This window comes from Aeromonas sp. s5 (assembly GCF_040907865.1).
GTDB classification, from domain to species: Bacteria; Pseudomonadota; Gammaproteobacteria; order Enterobacterales; family Aeromonadaceae; genus Aeromonas; species Aeromonas dhakensis.
Genome location: NZ_JBFOCO010000005.1, coordinates 34,990 through 49,816 on the forward strand (window position 1 = coordinate 34,990; position 14,827 = coordinate 49,816).

The following is a 14,827-nucleotide window of genomic DNA, read 5'->3' on the forward strand; positions in this document are numbered from 1 at the left end:
TGTCCCCCGCAGAGGTAACCATGTCCTTGCTCGAAGTGAAAAACTTGCGGATCGAGTATCCCTCCCGCTACGGGGTACTGGCCGCAGTGAAGGATCTCTCTTTCTCCATCGAAAAAGGGGAGATAGTCGGTGTCGTGGGTGAATCCGGCGCCGGCAAGTCCACCATCGGCAACGCCGTCATCGATCTCCTGAGCCCGCCGGGTCGCATCGCCCGTGGCGATATCTACCTCAATGGCGAGCTCATCTCCGGCAAGAGCCAGAACGAGATGCGGGCCATTCGCGGCTCGCGCATCGGTTTCATCTTTCAGGATCCCATGACCTCCCTCAACCCGCTGTTCACCGTCGAACATCAGCTGGTTGAAACCATCCTCGCCAACACCGACCTGTCACGTGAGGCGGCCTTTGCCAAGGCGCTCGAGCTGATGAAGGCGGTCGGGATCCCGAGCCCGGAGCTGCGCATCAAGCAGTATCCGCACCAGTTCTCCGGTGGCATGCGCCAGCGGGTGGTGATTGCCATCGCCCTCTCCGGTGATCCTGAGCTCATCATCGCCGACGAGCCGACCACGGCGCTGGACGTCTCCATCCAGGATCAGATCCTCCAGCTCATCCGCACCCTCTGCAAGGAGCGGCAGGTGGGCTGCATGCTGGTGACCCACGACATGGGCGTGGTCTCCAACGTCACCGACAAGGTGGCGGTCATGTATCGCGGCGATCTGGTGGAGTTCGGCACCACCGAACAGGTGCTGGGTCGCCCCAACCACCCTTACACCCGCAGCCTCATCTCGGCGGTGCCCCGCTCGGATGTGAAGCTGGTGCGCTTCCCGCTGGTCTCCTATATCGAGGATGCCGGTGCGGCGGATACCAGCATCGATCTCAAGACCCACTGGCTCGGTCAGAGCCAGGACGAACGCGCCTATGAAGGGGCGCTGTTGCGGGTGGAGAACGTGGATCTGAAGTTCGTCACCAAGGACTCCTTCTTCCCGAGCCGTCGCCAGTATGTACGGGCCTGCAACAATATCAGCTTCGAGATCTTCGAGGGTGAGACCTTCGGCCTGGTGGGGGAGTCTGGCTCCGGCAAGTCGACCATCGCCCGCGCCATCACCGGCCTCTATCCGCCCGATACCGGCAAGATCTTCTTCGAGGGGATCGATCTCACCGCCCTCAAGGGTGAGCATGAGCGTCGCCCGCTGCGTCGCCAGATGCAGATGGTGTTCCAGAACCCTTATTCGTCGATGAACCCGCGCATGAAGGTGCGCGACATCATTGCCGAGCCGATCCGCTTCCACAAGCTGGCGAGCAGCGAGAGCCAGATCGCCGGCATCGTGGGGGATCTGCTGGATCACGTTGGCCTCGGCCGCGGCGCCGGGGTCAAGTACCCCCACGAGTTTTCCGGTGGCCAGCGTCAGCGCATCTCCATCGCCCGGGCCCTGGCGACCCGGCCCCGTTTCCTCATCTGCGACGAGCCCACCTCGGCGCTGGATGTGTCGGTGCAGGCCCAGATCCTGAACCTGCTCAAGGATCTGCAGCAGGAGCTTGGCCTCACCATGCTGTTCATCAGCCACGATCTGCCGGTCATCCGCCAGATGTGTGATCGCATCGGGGTGATGCAGCATGGTCACCTGGTGGAGGTGGCCGAGACCGAGAAACTGTTTACCAATGCCGAGCATGAGTACAGCCGCAAGCTGATCTCCCTCATGCCGGAGTTCAAGGGAATGTCCCGCGAGGGGCTGGAAATCGCAAGCTAGGAAAGCACCGGCTCGCCGGTATCTATGTCAATAAAAAAGCCAAAAGCATGGAGAAAACAATGAAAAAAGGATTGTCCAAGATTGCACTGGCGCTGTTTGCCGCTGGTTTCGCCTTTAACGTCTCCGCTGTCGACATCAAGGTCGGTGTCGCCTCTGACGCCACCTCGCTGGACCCGCAGGAGCAGCTCTCCGGTCAGACCCTGGAGATGTCCCACCTGGTGTTCGACCCCCTGATGCGTTACACCCAGGACCTGCAGTTCGAGCCGCGCCTGGCCGAGAAGTATGAGCGCATCGACGACAAGACCGTCCGCTTCTTCCTGCGCAAGGGCGTCAAGTTCCACTCCGGCAACGACTTCACCGCCGACGACGTGGTGTGGACCGTCAACCGTCTGAAGTCCTCCGTCGACTTCAAGGCCATCTTCGACCCCATCGCCGAAGTGAAGAAGGTCGATGAGTACACAGTGGATCTCGTCACCGCCAAGCCGTTCCCGCTGGTGCTGCAGACCGTGACCTATATCTTCCCGATGGACTCCAAGTTCTATACCGGCAAGACAGAGGCGGGCAAGGACAAGGGCGAGATCGTCAAGAACGGCGACTCCTACGCCTCCACCCACGTCTCCGGTACCGGCCCGTTCAGCGTCAAGTTCCGCGAGCAGGGCGTGAAGCTGGAGTACGTGCGCAACGCCAACTACTGGGACAAGGCCTCCAAGGGCAACGTTGACAACCTGACCGTGGTCCCCATCAAGGAAGACGCCACCCGCGTGGCGGCCCTGCTGGGTGGCGACGTGGACATGATCTACCCGGTTGCGCCGAACGATCTGGAGCGCGTGAAGAATGGCAAGGACACCCAGCTGGTGACCCTGTCCGGTACCCGCGCCATCATCATCGAGCTGAACCAGAACACCAACCCGGCGCTGAAAGACAAGCGCGTGCGTCAGGCGATCAACTACGCCATCAACCAGGTGGGTATCGTCGAGAAGATCAACAAGGGCTTTGGCACCCCCGCCGGCCAGCTGAGCCCGAAAGGCTATGCCGGTCACAACGAGGCGCTCAAGCCCCAGTATGACCTGGCCAAGGCCAAGGAGCTGATGAAGGAAGCCGGCTACGAGAAGGGCTTCAAGATGAGCTTCATCTCCCCGGCTGCCCGCTACGTCAACGACGTCAAGATTGCCCAGGCCGTCTCAGCCATGCTGGCCAAGATCAACATCAAGGTGGATCTGAAGACCATGCCGGTGGCTCAGTACTGGCCGGAGTTTGACAAGTGCGCCGCGGACATGCAGCTGATCGGCTGGCACTCCGACACCGAAGATACCGCGAACTTCTTCGAGTTCCTGACCTTCACCAAGGATGCCAAGACCGGCATGGGCCAGTACAACTGTGCCGGCTATGCCAACGCCGAGGCTGACAAGCTGGTCGAGCAGGCCAACGCCGAGACCGACCCGGCCAAGCGCGCCGAGATGCTGAAGAAGGTCGAAGCCATGCTGATCGACGACGCCGCCTACGTGCCGCTGCACTGGGAAGATCTGGCCTACGGCGCCAAGAAGAACGCCGACATCAAGCCGGTGGTCAACGTAATGAACTTCCCTTACCTGGGTGACCTGGTGGTCGGCAAGTAAGCGCAAGTCGCAAGGAAGGACGGGGCGGGGTGGTCAGCCGGCCACCCCGCCTGCTAACAGAAGCCTGTGCCATGACACAGGCCACGTAGAAGGACAAGCATGTTTACATTCCTGCTGAAACGGTTCTATCAGGCCGTGATAGTGATGTTCGTCATCAGCCTGGTCGCCTTCTCCATCCAGGACAACCTGGGGGATCCGCTGCGCGAGCTGGTGGGACAATCCGTCTCCGAAGCCCAGCGCCACGAATTGCGCGAGAAGATGGGCCTCAACGATCCTTTCCTCGTCAAATACAGCCGCTTCTTGAAGAACGCGGTACACGGGGATCTGGGTACTTCCTACTTCTTCAAGCGACCAGCCCTCGAGGTCATCCTCGACAAGCTGGTGGCTACTCTTGAGCTGGTGTTTGGCGCTGCGCTGATCATCGTGGTGGTCTCCATTCCGCTTGGGGTCTACTCGGCGATCCGCCCGCACAGCATACCGACCAAGATCATCATGGCGGGGAGCAGCATCGGCATCTCGATCCCGGTGTTCCTGACCGCCATCATGCTGATGTACCTCTTCTCCATCCAGCTGGGCTGGCTGCCGGCCTATGGCCGCGGCGAGACCTACAATCTGCTGGGCTGGGAGTCGGGCTTCTTCACTTGGGACGGCATCAAGCATTTGATTCTGCCCTGCGTAGCGCTCTCCTCCATCATGCTGCCGCTGTTCATCCGGCTGGTGCGCTCCGAGATGCTGGAGCAGCTCTCCTCCGAGTACGTCAAGTTTGCCCGCGCCAAGGGGCTGGACAACAACAAGGTCTATTACCAGCACGCCTTGAAGAACACCATGTTGCCGGTCATTACCGTTGGCGGTGTGCAGATCGGTACCATGGTGGCCTACACCATACTGACCGAGAGCGTGTTTCAGTGGCCGGGGACCGGCTTTTTGTTCCTTGAGGCGATCCACCGGGTCGATACGCCCCTCATCACCGCCTACGTCATCTTCGTCGGGCTCATTTTCGTGGTGACCAATACCCTGGTCGACCTGCTTTACGGGTTGATCAACCCGACCGTCAACCTGACCGCCAAGGGGTAACAGATGACTAATGCTGTAACTGCAAGCCCAAGCCGTTGGGCACGATTCAAAAATTCCGACATCGTCTACTACTTCCTGCGGGACAAGGTAGCCATGTTCAGCTTTGCGGTGTTCGTGGTGTTCGTGCTGGCCGCCATGCTGGCGCCCTGGCTCGCCCCGTACAACGTCTATGACCAGACCAGCTTCGATCTGATGGATGCCGAACTGCCGCCCTCCTGGCTGGCAGGGGGCGAGGAGCGCTTCTGGCTCGGTACCGACAACCAGGGTCGCGACATCTGGAGCACCATCCTCTATGGCGCCCGCATCTCGCTCACCATAGGTCTGTTCGCGGTGGGGCTGCAGCTGGTGCTGGGCATCGTCATCGGCCTGCTGGCCGGCTACTTCGGTGGCCGCATCGACAGCCTGCTGATGCGCTTTGCCGACGTTCAGCTGTCGTTTTCCACCATGATGGTGGCGATCATCATCTCCGCCATCTTCCAGGCCACCTTTGGCTCCGAGTTCTACTCGAAGTTCGCCATCCTGATGCTGGTGGTGATCATCGGCATCGCCGAGTGGCCGCAGTACGCCCGTACCGTGCGCGCCTCGGTACTGGCGGAGAAGAAAAAGGAGTATGTGGAAGCGGCCAAGGTGATGGGCTTTCGTGCCCCGCGCATCATGTTCCGCCACATTCTGCCCAACTGCCTGTCGCCGATCCTGGTCATCTCCACGGTGCAGGTGGCCAACGCCATCATGAGCGAGGCGGCCCTCTCCTTCCTGGGATTGGGGATGCCGGTGGATCAGCCATCGCTGGGCTCGCTCATCAGCGTGGGCTTCAACTACATCTTCTCCGGCTCCTGGTGGATCACCGCCTTCCCGGGCATCTGCCTGGTGGTGCTGGTGCTGGTCATCAACCTGTTGGGTGACTGGCTGCGGGATGTGTTCAATCCCAAGCTCTACAAGGGCTGATGGTCACAGATACAAAAACGAGACAGACAAACAAAAAGGGCGCCATAACGGCGCCCTTTTGCTGTGTGTGCTGAGGGATCAAGCCTGCAGCCACTGCTCGATGCTGCGCTGGATGCCGGCGCCATCGAGCCCCAGCAGTGCGTAGATCTCCTCCTGGGTACCCTGCTCCACGAAGCGATCCGGCAGGCCGAGGTTGAGCACCGGCTTGCACTGTTTGCTGCGCATCAGCAGCTCGTTCACCGCAGAGCCCGCGCCACCCATGATGGCGTTGTCCTCGAGGGTGACGAACTGATCGTGGGTCGCGGCCAGGGAGAGCACCAGCGCCTCGTCCATCGGTTTGACGAAACGCATGTCCACCAGGGTGGCATCGAGCGTCTCGGCTGCCGCTTTGGCCTGTTGCAGCAGGGTGCCAAACGCCAGGATGGCGGTGCCTTTGCCCTGACGGACAATGCGGCCCTTGCCGAGCGCCAGCGCCTGCATCTCGCTCTCCACCTGGATGCCGGTGCCGCTGCCGCGGGGGTAGCGTACCGCCGCCGGCCCGTTGCACTGATAGCCGGTGTAGAGCATCTGACGGCACTCGTTCTCGTCGGACGGGGTCATGATCACCATGTTGGGCACGGTGCGCAGGAAGCTGATATCGAACGCCCCCTGATGGGTCGGGCCGTCGGCCCCCACCAGACCGGCCCGGTCGATGGCGAACAGCACCGGCAGCTCTTGCAGCGCCACGTCGTGGATCAGCTGGTCGTAGGCGCGCTGCAGGAAGCTCGAGTAGATGGCGACCACCGGCTTCTGGTCGGCGATGGCGAGACCGGCGGCGAAGGTGACCGCGTGCTGCTCGGCGATGGCCACGTCGAAGTAGCGATCCGGATACTGCTGGCTGAACTTCACCAGGCCGGAGCCTTCGCGCATGGCCGGGGTGATGCCGACCAGCCGCTCATCCTTGGCTGCCATGTCGCACAGCCACTGGCCGAAGATGGCGGAGAAGCTCGGCTTGCCGCCGCTCGACTTGGGCAGGGTGCACTCGTCCGGATTGAATTTGGGCACGCCGTGATAACCGATGGGATCCTTCTCTGCGGGCTCGTAGCCCTTGCCCTTCTTGGTCTTGACGTGCAGCAGCTGCGGCCCCTTGAGATTGCGCATGTTGCGCAGGGTCTCGACCAGAGCCTCGATGTCGTGGCCGTCGATGGGACCTATGTAGTTGAAGCCGAACTCCTCGAACAGGGTGCCGGGCACCACCATTCCCTTGAGGTGTTCCTCGGCCCGCTTGGCCAGCTCCTTGACCGGCGGCAGGCCGGCCAGCACCTTCTTGCCACCCTCGCGGATGGTGGTGTAGAGCTTGCCGGACATGATGCGGGCCAGGTGGTTGTTCAGTGCCCCGACATTCTCGGAGATGGACATCTCGTTGTCGTTGAGCACCACCAGCATGTCCTTGTGAACATCGCCGGCGTGATTGAGCGCCTCGAACGCCATGCCGGCGGTGATGGCGCCATCGCCGATCACCGCCACCACCTTGCGCCCCAGCCCTTCGCTCTCGGCCGCCACGGCCATGCCGAGCGCCGCACCGATGGAGGTGCTGGAGTGACCGACGGAGAGCACGTCATACTCGCTCTCGCCGCGCCAGGGAAAGGGGTGCAAACCGTCTTTCTGGCGGATGCTCTGCATCCGATCGCGGCGACCGGTCAGGATCTTGTGGGGATAAGCCTGGTGGCCCACGTCCCACACCAGTCGATCGAACGGGGTGTTGTAGACGTAGTGCAGCGCCACCGTCAGTTCGACGGTGCCGAGCCCGGAGGCAAGATGACCACTGGAGCGACTCACCGAACGCAGCAGATATTCACGCAGTTCGTTGCACAGCACAGGCAGTCGCTCGAAGGGCAGGGATCGCAACTCGACCGGCGTATCCGCGAGGGCCAGGTTGGGGAAATTGCTTATATCAACGCTCATATTGTTACTGTTATCCAGCGTTTAGTGGGTTCGCTCGATGATGTAATCGGCAAACGCTTCCAGAATGTCGGTATTGTAGGGCAAAGATTGCAAGGCTGTTAAGGCTTTACCATGCAGTTCGCGAGCCAGCTCACGGGCATTGTCGAGCCCCAGCAGCGCCGGATAGGTACTCTTTTCCAGCGCCAGATCGGAACCTTGCCGCTTGCCGAGGGTGGCGGTATCGCCTGTGATGTCGAGGATGTCATCCTGCACCTGGAAGGCGAGACCGATGGCGGCGGCATAGCTTTGCAGCGCGCTCAGGGTAGTTTCATCCACATCGGCCTTGCACAGGGCACCGAGCGCCACGGCGCACTCGATGAGGGCCCCGGTCTTGTGGCGGTGTACCTGTTCCAGCTCGGCCAGGGTGATCTGACGCCCTTCCGCCTGCAGATCCAGCGCCTGGCCGCCACACATGCCGAGATAACCCGAGGCGTGGGCCAGCCGGCTCAGCATCTGGACCCGGTTGGCCAGCAGTGAATCCGGCATCGGGTGATCAGCCAGAATGGAGAAGGCCAGGGTCTGCAGGGCGTCACCGGCCAAAATGGCGGTGCCTTCATCAAACGCCTTGTGCACCGTTGGCTGACCGCGACGCAGATCGTCGTCATCCATGGCGGGCAGATCGTCGTGCAGCAGGGAGTAGGCGTGGATGCACTCCACCGCGGCAGCGGGGCCGTCCAGCAGCTCGCGCTTTACACCCAGCATCTCGCCGACGGCGTAGACCAGAAAGGGGCGCACCCGCTTGCCACCCAGCAGCAGGCCATAGCGCATGGCATCGCGCAGGCGGGGGGCCATGGGCGACAAGGATTCAAGTTGTGCAGAGAGACAGTCGTCAATACGTTGCCGGTGCAGGCGGGAAAAATCGTCCAGCGTCACTCACTCCTCTCCTTGCTCTGGCTGGAAGGGAACTGCGTGTTCTCTGCCATCGGCCTGAGTCAGCAGGATCTGGATCTTCTGCTCGGCCTGCTCCAGCTTCTGCTGGCCGGCACGCACCAGGTGAATGCCCTGTTCGAACTGCTTGAGGGCCTCTTCCAGCGGCAGGGAGCCCTGTTCCAGTTGATGAACTATGGTTTCCAGCTCTTCCAGAGTGGCATCAAAACTCAGGCGGTCGATTTTTTTACTGGCCATGTCCATCCTCGGGGATTGAAAAAAACGGCTTATCTTAACATCGACGGCGGGCAGGGGGGAGGCAGAAAAATGCCATCGGCTTAAACTCTCGGAAAAGTGGCCGATAATAAGCCATCTTCCAAAGGGGAAAATGGTAGCGGCCCTTGCCGCTGGTGAGCCAATAGCAGAAAATTCAACAAACTACAGATACAACAAATTTCAGCTGACAGGAGTAGGGATGTGGATCTAGGTAGTCTGATTGGCATAGTGCTGGGATTTGGGGTGGTCATCTATGGCATGCTGCTGGGTGGCCCTGTGGGGATGTACATTGACGTTCCTTCAATCTGCATCACGGTGTTAGGCTCCATCTTTATCGCCATGATGAAGTTCAACATCGGCCAGTTCCTGATGGCGTTCAAGGTGGCCGGCAAGGCATTCATGTACAAGGGAGACAAGCTCGACGATCTGATCGTCAAGGCGGTCGAGCTGGCCGATGCGGCTCGCAAGGGCGGTTTTCTGGCACTGGAAGCGGCCGAGGTGCCCAACCCCTTCATGAAAAAGGGCATCGACATGCTGGTGGACGGTCACGACGCCGACGTCATCCGTGCCGTGATGGAAAAAGACATAGAGCTCACCGCAGAGCGCCATGTCATCGCCATCAAGGTGTTTCGGTCGCTGGGGGATCTGGGGCCGGCCATGGGGATGATAGGTACCCTGGTCGGGCTGGTGGCCATGCTGGCCAACATGAGCGATCCCAAATCCATCGGCCCGGCCATGGCGGTAGCATTGCTCACCACTCTGTACGGCGCCATCGAGGCCAACATGCTTGCCATCCCCATCGCCGACAAGCTGGAGCTGCGCAGCGGTGAGGAGAAGCTGAGTCGCTGCCTGGTGCTGGACGCCATCATGGGCATCCAGGATGGCCAGAATCCGCGGGTGATCCAGTCCATGTTGCAGAACTACCTCAACCAGTCGAAACGCAACAATGGCGATGAATAGGGGGATGTATGTCTGATTGCAAATGTCCACCCCCCGGGCTGCCCGGTTACATGGGGACTTTCGCCGATCTGATGTCGCTCTTGATGTGCTTCTTCGTGCTGCTGCTCTCGTTTGCCGAGATGGATGTGCAGAAGTTCAAGCAGATTGCCGGCTCCATGGAGAAGGCGTTCGGGGTGCAGAACATTCTCGAGGTGAAGGACATCCCCAAGGGAACCTCCGTCATTGCCCAGGAGTTCAGACCGGGTCGCCCGGAACCAACACCCATCGATACCATCATGCAGCAGACTATCGACATGACCCAGACCGAGCTGGAATTCCAGCCCGGTGATGCCGACAAGGCTGGCGGTCATGACAAGAGCGAAGACAAGCTGGTGGGGGGCGATACCCAGCAGGAGGCGCAGAAACAGCAGCAGGAGCAGTCCAATGCGCTGGCCAAGGCGCTGGCGGATCAGATGAAGGCGCAGATCCAGGATGGGGCGATCGAGATTGAGGCGCTGGGCCAGCAGATCATCATCCGGATCCGCGAGAAAGCCGCCTTCCCGGCGGGTTCCGCCTTCCTGCAGCCCCAGTTCTGGCCGGTGGTGCGCAAGGTTGCCGCCTTGCTCAAGGATGTCCCCGGCGAGATAACCATCTCCGGTCATACCGACAACGTGGCCACTGAGGATGAGCTGTTCCAGTCCAACTGGGAACTCTCCTCCCAGCGGGCGGTGGCGGTGGCTCACCAGATGATCAAGGTGCCCGGTTTTGATGGCAGCCGGCTGGTGGTGCAGGGCATGGCGGATACTCAGCCGCTGGTGCCCAACACGACACTGGAGAACCGGCGCATGAACCGGCGGGTGGAGATCTCCATCATGCAGGGCAAACCGACGGTATCTGCGCCGATCAGCGCCCAGGAGCAGAAATAGTCATAGACAATTGTGATGCCAAAGCGCGATCTGCCTCGCAGGGACCGACATGGATTTTGTGCCGGCTTCATATTAAGATGCCTCATCCGAACCGACAGCTGCGGCTCTCTCTGATAGCCGCAGCTTCTCTTTTCAAGCAACCCAGGTTTCGACTATGAATCATACTCCGATGACTGTTCGCGGCGCTGAAAAGCTGCGTGAAGAGCTCGAATATCTCAAGACCGAGCTTCGTCCGCAGATTATCGAAGCGATTGCAGATGCCCGTGAACATGGTGATCTGAAAGAAAACGCCGAATATCATGCTGCCCGCGAGCAGCAAGGCTTCTGTGAAGGCCGTATCCAGGAAATTGAGAGCAAGCTCTCCAATGCTCAGGTGATCGACGTCACCAAGATGACCAACAATGGTCGTATCATCTTCGGGGCGACCGTGACGCTGCTCAAGAGCGAGACGGAAGAAGAGGTGGTCTACCGCATCGTGGGTGACGATGAGGCGGACATCAAGCAGAACATGATCTCCGTGAATTCGCCCATAGCCCGCGCCCTGATCGGCAAGGAAGTGGACGATGTCGCCATCGTCAAGACACCGTCCGGCGACGTGGAGTACGAGATCCTGGAAGTCGCCTACCTCTGAGGTAGCGTTCAGGCAGCAACAGGGGAGCCCGGCTCCCCTGTTTGTATTCAGCGGGGTTGATAAGCCTGGGTGAAGGCGTCCTGATGGCGCTGAAACATCCAGCCGCGCAGCTGTTCAAGGTCTTCTCTGGCCATCTGGAAGTGCAGTGCCCAGCCCTGTATGCCGTTGCGACGGTGGATCCGCCTGACCGGCTCTGCGCTGAGGGGCAGAGGAGGGAGACCTTCGATCAGCAGGGTGCCTGCCAGCGTGGTATCCATGGCCAGCTCGGCCGGCAAGCCTTCCACCACCAGCCCGTCCAGCGACAGGCTGTGCACTAGGTAGTCCTCTTGCCCCATCTGGAAACGGGCCTGTTCATCCAGCCGCCAGGTGCGCAGATGGGGGTAACCCAGCTCCTTGATGACGGGGGCGGCGATGCGTGGTTCGACGAAGCCGTCATCGCCCTGAGTAAAACGCAGTGGGAAACGGAGCTGGTGTCCGGCGAAGCGGGCTTCCAGCACCAGCTGGTCGGCGCGTTGCAACAGGCCAAGCAGGGGAGTGGCGAGATAACCGCTCAGGGGTTGTCCGGCGGCCGTCTCCTGATCGTTTCCCAAGTCCCGTAGCATGGCCAGTTCATCTTCGGTGAGAATCTGATGGTGATCCATAGCGGGTTTCCACGAGTATTCATCGCAGGTTAAGGGCCTGGCGACTACTTTGGCAAGCGACTTGGGAAGAGAGAAAATGAGAGGAAAGAGCGATGCTCTTTCCTGTTACTTGCGGGGCAGTTGGATTTTCGGCTCGTTGGCCTGACGGTAGATGGTCAGCACGTGGCCGATGCTCTGTACTTTCACCGCGCCGGTTTCACGGACGATGGCATCCATAACCAGCTGTTTCATCTCACGATCTTCAGACGCAACCTTAACCTTGATCAGCTCGTGGTGGTTGAGCGCCAGATCGATCTCGGCCAGCACACCTTCGGTCAGACCGTGTTGTCCCAGCAGGACGACCGGCTTCAGACTGTGGGCAAGGCCCTTGAGGTACTGTTTCTGTTTATTGTTGAGAATCATGGCAATTTCTTCATAAGTCAGGGTTGAAAGGGGCGTATTCTACCCCCACTTAGCCCTTAATACTAATAACCCTTGTGGTTTTTTAAAGTCGACAATCATGACCCAGAAAAAACATTCCCCCAGTTCAACCCGCTGGTTAAAAGAGCATTTTGACGATCAATACGTCAAGAAAGCCCAGAAGTTGGGGCTGCGTTCCCGTGCCGTGTTCAAGATCGACGAGATCCAGGGCAAGGACAAACTGCTCAAGCCCGGCATGACGGTGGTGGACCTGGGGGCGGCCCCCGGTGGATGGTCCCAGTTTGCCATCGATCAGGTCGGTGACAAGGGGCGGGTGATCGCCTGCGATATTCTGCCGATGGATTCCATCGCCGGTGTCGATTTCCTGCAGGGGGACTTTCGGGAGGAAACTGTACTGGGTGCCCTGCTTGAGCGGGTCGGTCCGGACAAGGTTGACGTTGTCATGTCCGACATGGCACCCAACATGAGCGGTACCCAGCAGGTGGATCAGGCCCGTTCCATGTATCTGGTCGAACTGGCGCTGGACATGTGCAATCAGGTCCTGCGTTCCAACGGCAGTTTCGTGGTCAAGGTATTCCAGGGGGAGGGGTTTGACATCTATCTCAATGAAATCCGTAAGCTTTTCTCTGCTGTCAAGATTCGTAAACCAGACTCGTCTCGTGCCCGTTCACGAGAAGTCTACATTGTGGCTACCGGTTTTAAACTGTAGTACCCTAACCTTCATCGTTAACTGTCAGTCTGCGAGGTTACTGATTTGAGTGACATGGCGAAAAACCTAATCCTGTGGCTGGTCATCGCCGTCGTGTTGATGTCGGTGTTCAATAGCTTCAGCCCCAGCGATACCACCAGTCGCCAGCTGGACTATTCCAGCTTCGTTAAAGAAGTGACCCAAGAGCAGATCCGTGAAGTACGGATGGATGGCAAGGTCATTAATGGCGTCAAGCGCACCGGTGAACGCTTCACCACCATCATCCCGGCGCCGGATCCCCAGCTGCTCAACGACATGCTCAATCACAATGTCAAAGTGATGGGCGAGAAGCCGGAAGAGCCGTCTCTGATCACCTCCATCTTTATCTCTTGGTTCCCGATGCTGCTGCTGATCGGTGTCTGGGTCTTCTTCATGCGTCAGATGCAGGGCGGCGGTGGCAAAGGTGCCATGTCGTTTGGCAAGAGCAAGGCTCGCCTGATGAGTGAGGATCAGATCAAGACCACCTTCGCCGACGTAGCAGGTTGCGATGAGGCCAAGGAAGAGGTCAAGGAGCTGGTCGACTATCTGCGCGACCCGAGCAAATTCCAGAAACTGGGCGGCAAGATCCCGACTGGCGTACTGCTGGTAGGTCCTCCCGGTACCGGTAAGACCCTGCTGGCCAAGGCCATTGCGGGTGAGGCCAAGGTGCCTTTCTTCACCATTTCGGGTTCCGATTTCGTCGAGATGTTCGTGGGTGTGGGTGCTTCCCGGGTACGCGACATGTTCGAGCAGGCCAAGAAATCCTCCCCCTGCATCATCTTCATCGATGAGATTGACGCCGTCGGTCGCCAGCGTGGCGCCGGTCTGGGCGGTGGTCACGATGAACGCGAGCAGACCTTGAACCAGATGCTGGTCGAGATGGACGGCTTTGAGGGCAATGAAGGCATCATCGTCATCGCCGCTACCAACCGTCCTGACGTACTGGATCCGGCACTGCTGCGTCCGGGCCGTTTCGACCGTCAGGTCGTGGTCGGTCTGCCGGATGTGCGTGGCCGCGAGCAGATCCTCAAGGTGCATATGCGCAAGGTGCCGCTGGCGGATGACGTCAACCCGGCGCTGATTGCCCGCGGTACTCCTGGTTTCTCCGGCGCTGATCTGGCCAACCTGGTCAACGAAGCCGCTCTGTTCTCCGCGCGCGAGAGCCGCCGCGTGGTGTCCATGGCCGAGTTCGAGAAGGCGAAGGACAAGATCATGATGGGCGCAGAGCGTCGCTCCATGGTGATGAAAGAGTCCGAGAAGGAGATGACGGCTTATCATGAAGCGGGTCACGCCATCATTGGTCGTGTGGTACCGGATCATGACCCTGTCTACAAGGTCTCCATCATTCCGCGCGGCCGTGCGCTGGGTGTGACCATGTACCTGCCGGAACAGGATCGCTGGAGCCACTCCAAGCAACATCTGGAGTCCATGATCTCCAGCCTGTACGGTGGCCGTCTGGCGGAAGAGCTGATTTACGGTGCCGAGAAGGTATCGACCGGTGCATCCAACGACATCGAGCGTGCCACCGACATCGCCCGCAAGATGGTGACCCAGTGGGGTATGTCCGAGCGTCTCGGTCCCATGCTCTACGCGGAAGAAGATGGCGAGGTGTTCCTCGGCCGCAGCATGGCCAAGGCCAAGCACATGTCCGATGACACCGCCCGCATTATCGATGCCGAGGTCAAGCAGGTGATCGACCGCAACTACGACCGTGCCAAGCAGATCCTGCTAGATAACATGGACGTGCTGCACAGCATGAAAGATGCGCTGATGAAGTACGAAACCATCGATGCCAAGCAGATCGATGATCTGATGGCTCGTCGCGAAGTGCGTGCTCCCAGCAACTGGCATGACGAGCACGGCGATACCCCGCAGGGTGGTGCTACTGTGGCACCCGAGCCCAAGCCGACCGTGACCGAGGCGGAACAGGTTGCCGATGTCGATATCGACAAGGCCAACGACCTGCCTGCCAAATAAGTCGTGATGATACAAACCCCGGGCTGGCCCCGGGGTTTTTCTTTATGTCCATGGAAGTGA

General features: G+C 59.8%; 14 protein-coding genes. 9 read left to right on the plus strand and 5 right to left on the minus strand.

Annotated features, from left to right (window positions below):
* Positions 1-20: 20 nt before the first annotated feature.
* The 4 genes from AB5Y94_RS01280 (at position 21) to AB5Y94_RS01295 (ending at position 5,380) form a co-directional block, all read left to right on the plus strand.
* Positions 21-1,745, plus strand: a complete 1,725-nt coding sequence (locus tag AB5Y94_RS01280; RefSeq protein ID WP_005298102.1) for an ABC transporter ATP-binding protein — start codon at positions 21-23, stop codon at positions 1,743-1,745.
* A gap of 59 nt (positions 1,746-1,804) precedes the next feature.
* Positions 1,805-3,361, plus strand: coding sequence for an ABC transporter substrate-binding protein (locus tag AB5Y94_RS01285; RefSeq protein WP_005298104.1), 1,557 nt, complete (start codon positions 1,805-1,807; stop codon positions 3,359-3,361).
* A gap of 99 nt (positions 3,362-3,460) precedes the next feature.
* Entirely contained in the window at positions 3,461-4,435 is a 975-nt protein-coding gene (locus AB5Y94_RS01290) for an ABC transporter permease (RefSeq protein ID WP_010633104.1), read from the plus strand.
* Between the two features lie 3 nt (positions 4,436-4,438).
* Positions 4,439-5,380: an ABC transporter permease gene (locus AB5Y94_RS01295; RefSeq protein WP_005298107.1), complete on the plus strand. Its 942-nt coding sequence runs from the start codon at positions 4,439-4,441 to the stop codon at positions 5,378-5,380.
* Positions 5,381-5,458: 78 nt separating this feature from the next.
* On the opposite strand, the gene dxs is transcribed toward AB5Y94_RS01295, so the two are convergent.
* From dxs to xseB, 3 genes are read right to left on the minus strand one after another with little or no spacing between them, the layout of a single operon-like run.
* The gene (gene dxs, locus AB5Y94_RS01300) at positions 5,459-7,324 is read right to left on the minus strand and encodes a 1-deoxy-D-xylulose-5-phosphate synthase (RefSeq protein WP_368204536.1); all 1,866 of its coding nucleotides are present in this window, start codon (positions 7,322-7,324) and stop codon (positions 5,459-5,461) included.
* Positions 7,325-7,345: 21 nt separating this feature from the next.
* Complete coding sequence (gene ispA / locus AB5Y94_RS01305; protein WP_368204537.1) at positions 7,346-8,236, minus strand: (2E,6E)-farnesyl diphosphate synthase; 891 nt, start codon at positions 8,234-8,236, stop codon at positions 7,346-7,348.
* The gene (xseB, locus tag AB5Y94_RS01310) at positions 8,237-8,488 is read right to left on the minus strand and encodes an exodeoxyribonuclease VII small subunit (protein WP_279462158.1); all 252 of its coding nucleotides are present in this window, start codon (positions 8,486-8,488) and stop codon (positions 8,237-8,239) included.
* A gap of 219 nt (positions 8,489-8,707) precedes the next feature.
* Between xseB and pomA the strand changes: the two genes are divergently transcribed.
* From pomA to greA, 3 genes are all read left to right on the plus strand, one after another.
* Positions 8,708-9,466 carry a flagellar motor protein PomA gene (gene pomA / locus AB5Y94_RS01315; RefSeq protein WP_005298116.1) on the plus strand — a complete coding sequence of 253 codons (759 nt, stop codon included), beginning with the start codon at positions 8,708-8,710 and terminating at the stop codon, positions 9,464-9,466.
* An 8-nt stretch (positions 9,467-9,474) separates the two neighbouring features.
* Positions 9,475-10,371, plus strand: a complete 897-nt coding sequence (locus tag AB5Y94_RS01320) for a flagellar motor protein MotB (RefSeq protein WP_368204539.1) — start codon at positions 9,475-9,477, stop codon at positions 10,369-10,371.
* A gap of 154 nt (positions 10,372-10,525) precedes the next feature.
* On the plus strand, positions 10,526-11,002 hold the full coding sequence (greA, locus tag AB5Y94_RS01325; RefSeq protein WP_005298120.1) for a transcription elongation factor GreA: 477 nt from the start codon (positions 10,526-10,528) through the stop codon (positions 11,000-11,002).
* Positions 11,003-11,049: 47 nt separating this feature from the next.
* Here the strand turns inward: greA and AB5Y94_RS01330 are convergent, their stop codons facing one another.
* Positions 11,050-11,643 (minus strand): PilZ domain-containing protein, encoded by a 594-nt coding sequence (locus AB5Y94_RS01330; protein WP_368204540.1) that lies wholly within the window; start codon positions 11,641-11,643, stop codon positions 11,050-11,052.
* Positions 11,644-11,748: 105 nt separating this feature from the next.
* Positions 11,749-12,045 (minus strand): ribosome assembly RNA-binding protein YhbY, encoded by a 297-nt coding sequence (gene yhbY, locus AB5Y94_RS01335; RefSeq protein WP_005298134.1) that lies wholly within the window; start codon positions 12,043-12,045, stop codon positions 11,749-11,751.
* Positions 12,046-12,142: 97 nt separating this feature from the next.
* Here yhbY and rlmE point away from each other — a divergent pair, with 97 nt between their 5' ends.
* Complete coding sequence (gene rlmE / locus AB5Y94_RS01340) at positions 12,143-12,772, plus strand: 23S rRNA (uridine(2552)-2'-O)-methyltransferase RlmE (RefSeq protein WP_005298136.1); 630 nt, start codon at positions 12,143-12,145, stop codon at positions 12,770-12,772.
* A 45-nt stretch (positions 12,773-12,817) separates the two neighbouring features.
* Positions 12,818-14,767, plus strand: a complete 1,950-nt coding sequence (ftsH, locus tag AB5Y94_RS01345) for an ATP-dependent zinc metalloprotease FtsH (protein ID WP_017765155.1) — start codon at positions 12,818-12,820, stop codon at positions 14,765-14,767.
* The last annotated feature ends 60 nt before the right edge of the window (positions 14,768-14,827 follow it).

Bases quoted from the DNA above. Each gene is read 5' to 3' on its own strand.
- AB5Y94_RS01295 (WP_005298107.1), top strand. From the start codon at position 4,439: ATGACTAATGCTGTAACTGCAAGCCCAAGCCGTTGGGCACGATTCAAA.
- rlmE (WP_005298136.1), top strand. From the start codon at position 12,143: ATGACCCAGAAAAAACATTCCCCCAGTTCAACCCGCTGGTTAAAAGAG.
- xseB (WP_279462158.1), bottom strand. From the start codon at position 8,488: ATGGCCAGTAAAAAAATCGACCGCCTGAGTTTTGATGCCACTCTGGAA.
- yhbY (WP_005298134.1), bottom strand. From the start codon at position 12,045: ATGATTCTCAACAATAAACAGAAACAGTACCTCAAGGGCCTTGCCCAC.
- AB5Y94_RS01280 (WP_005298102.1), top strand. From the start codon at position 21: ATGTCCTTGCTCGAAGTGAAAAACTTGCGGATCGAGTATCCCTCCCGC.
- greA (WP_005298120.1), top strand. From the start codon at position 10,526: ATGAATCATACTCCGATGACTGTTCGCGGCGCTGAAAAGCTGCGTGAA.
- AB5Y94_RS01285 (WP_005298104.1), top strand. From the start codon at position 1,805: ATGAAAAAAGGATTGTCCAAGATTGCACTGGCGCTGTTTGCCGCTGGT.
- AB5Y94_RS01330 (WP_368204540.1), bottom strand. From the start codon at position 11,643: ATGGATCACCATCAGATTCTCACCGAAGATGAACTGGCCATGCTACGG.
- dxs (WP_368204536.1), bottom strand. From the start codon at position 7,324: ATGAGCGTTGATATAAGCAATTTCCCCAACCTGGCCCTCGCGGATACG.
- AB5Y94_RS01290 (WP_010633104.1), top strand. From the start codon at position 3,461: ATGTTTACATTCCTGCTGAAACGGTTCTATCAGGCCGTGATAGTGATG.
- AB5Y94_RS01320 (WP_368204539.1), top strand. From the start codon at position 9,475: ATGTCTGATTGCAAATGTCCACCCCCCGGGCTGCCCGGTTACATGGGG.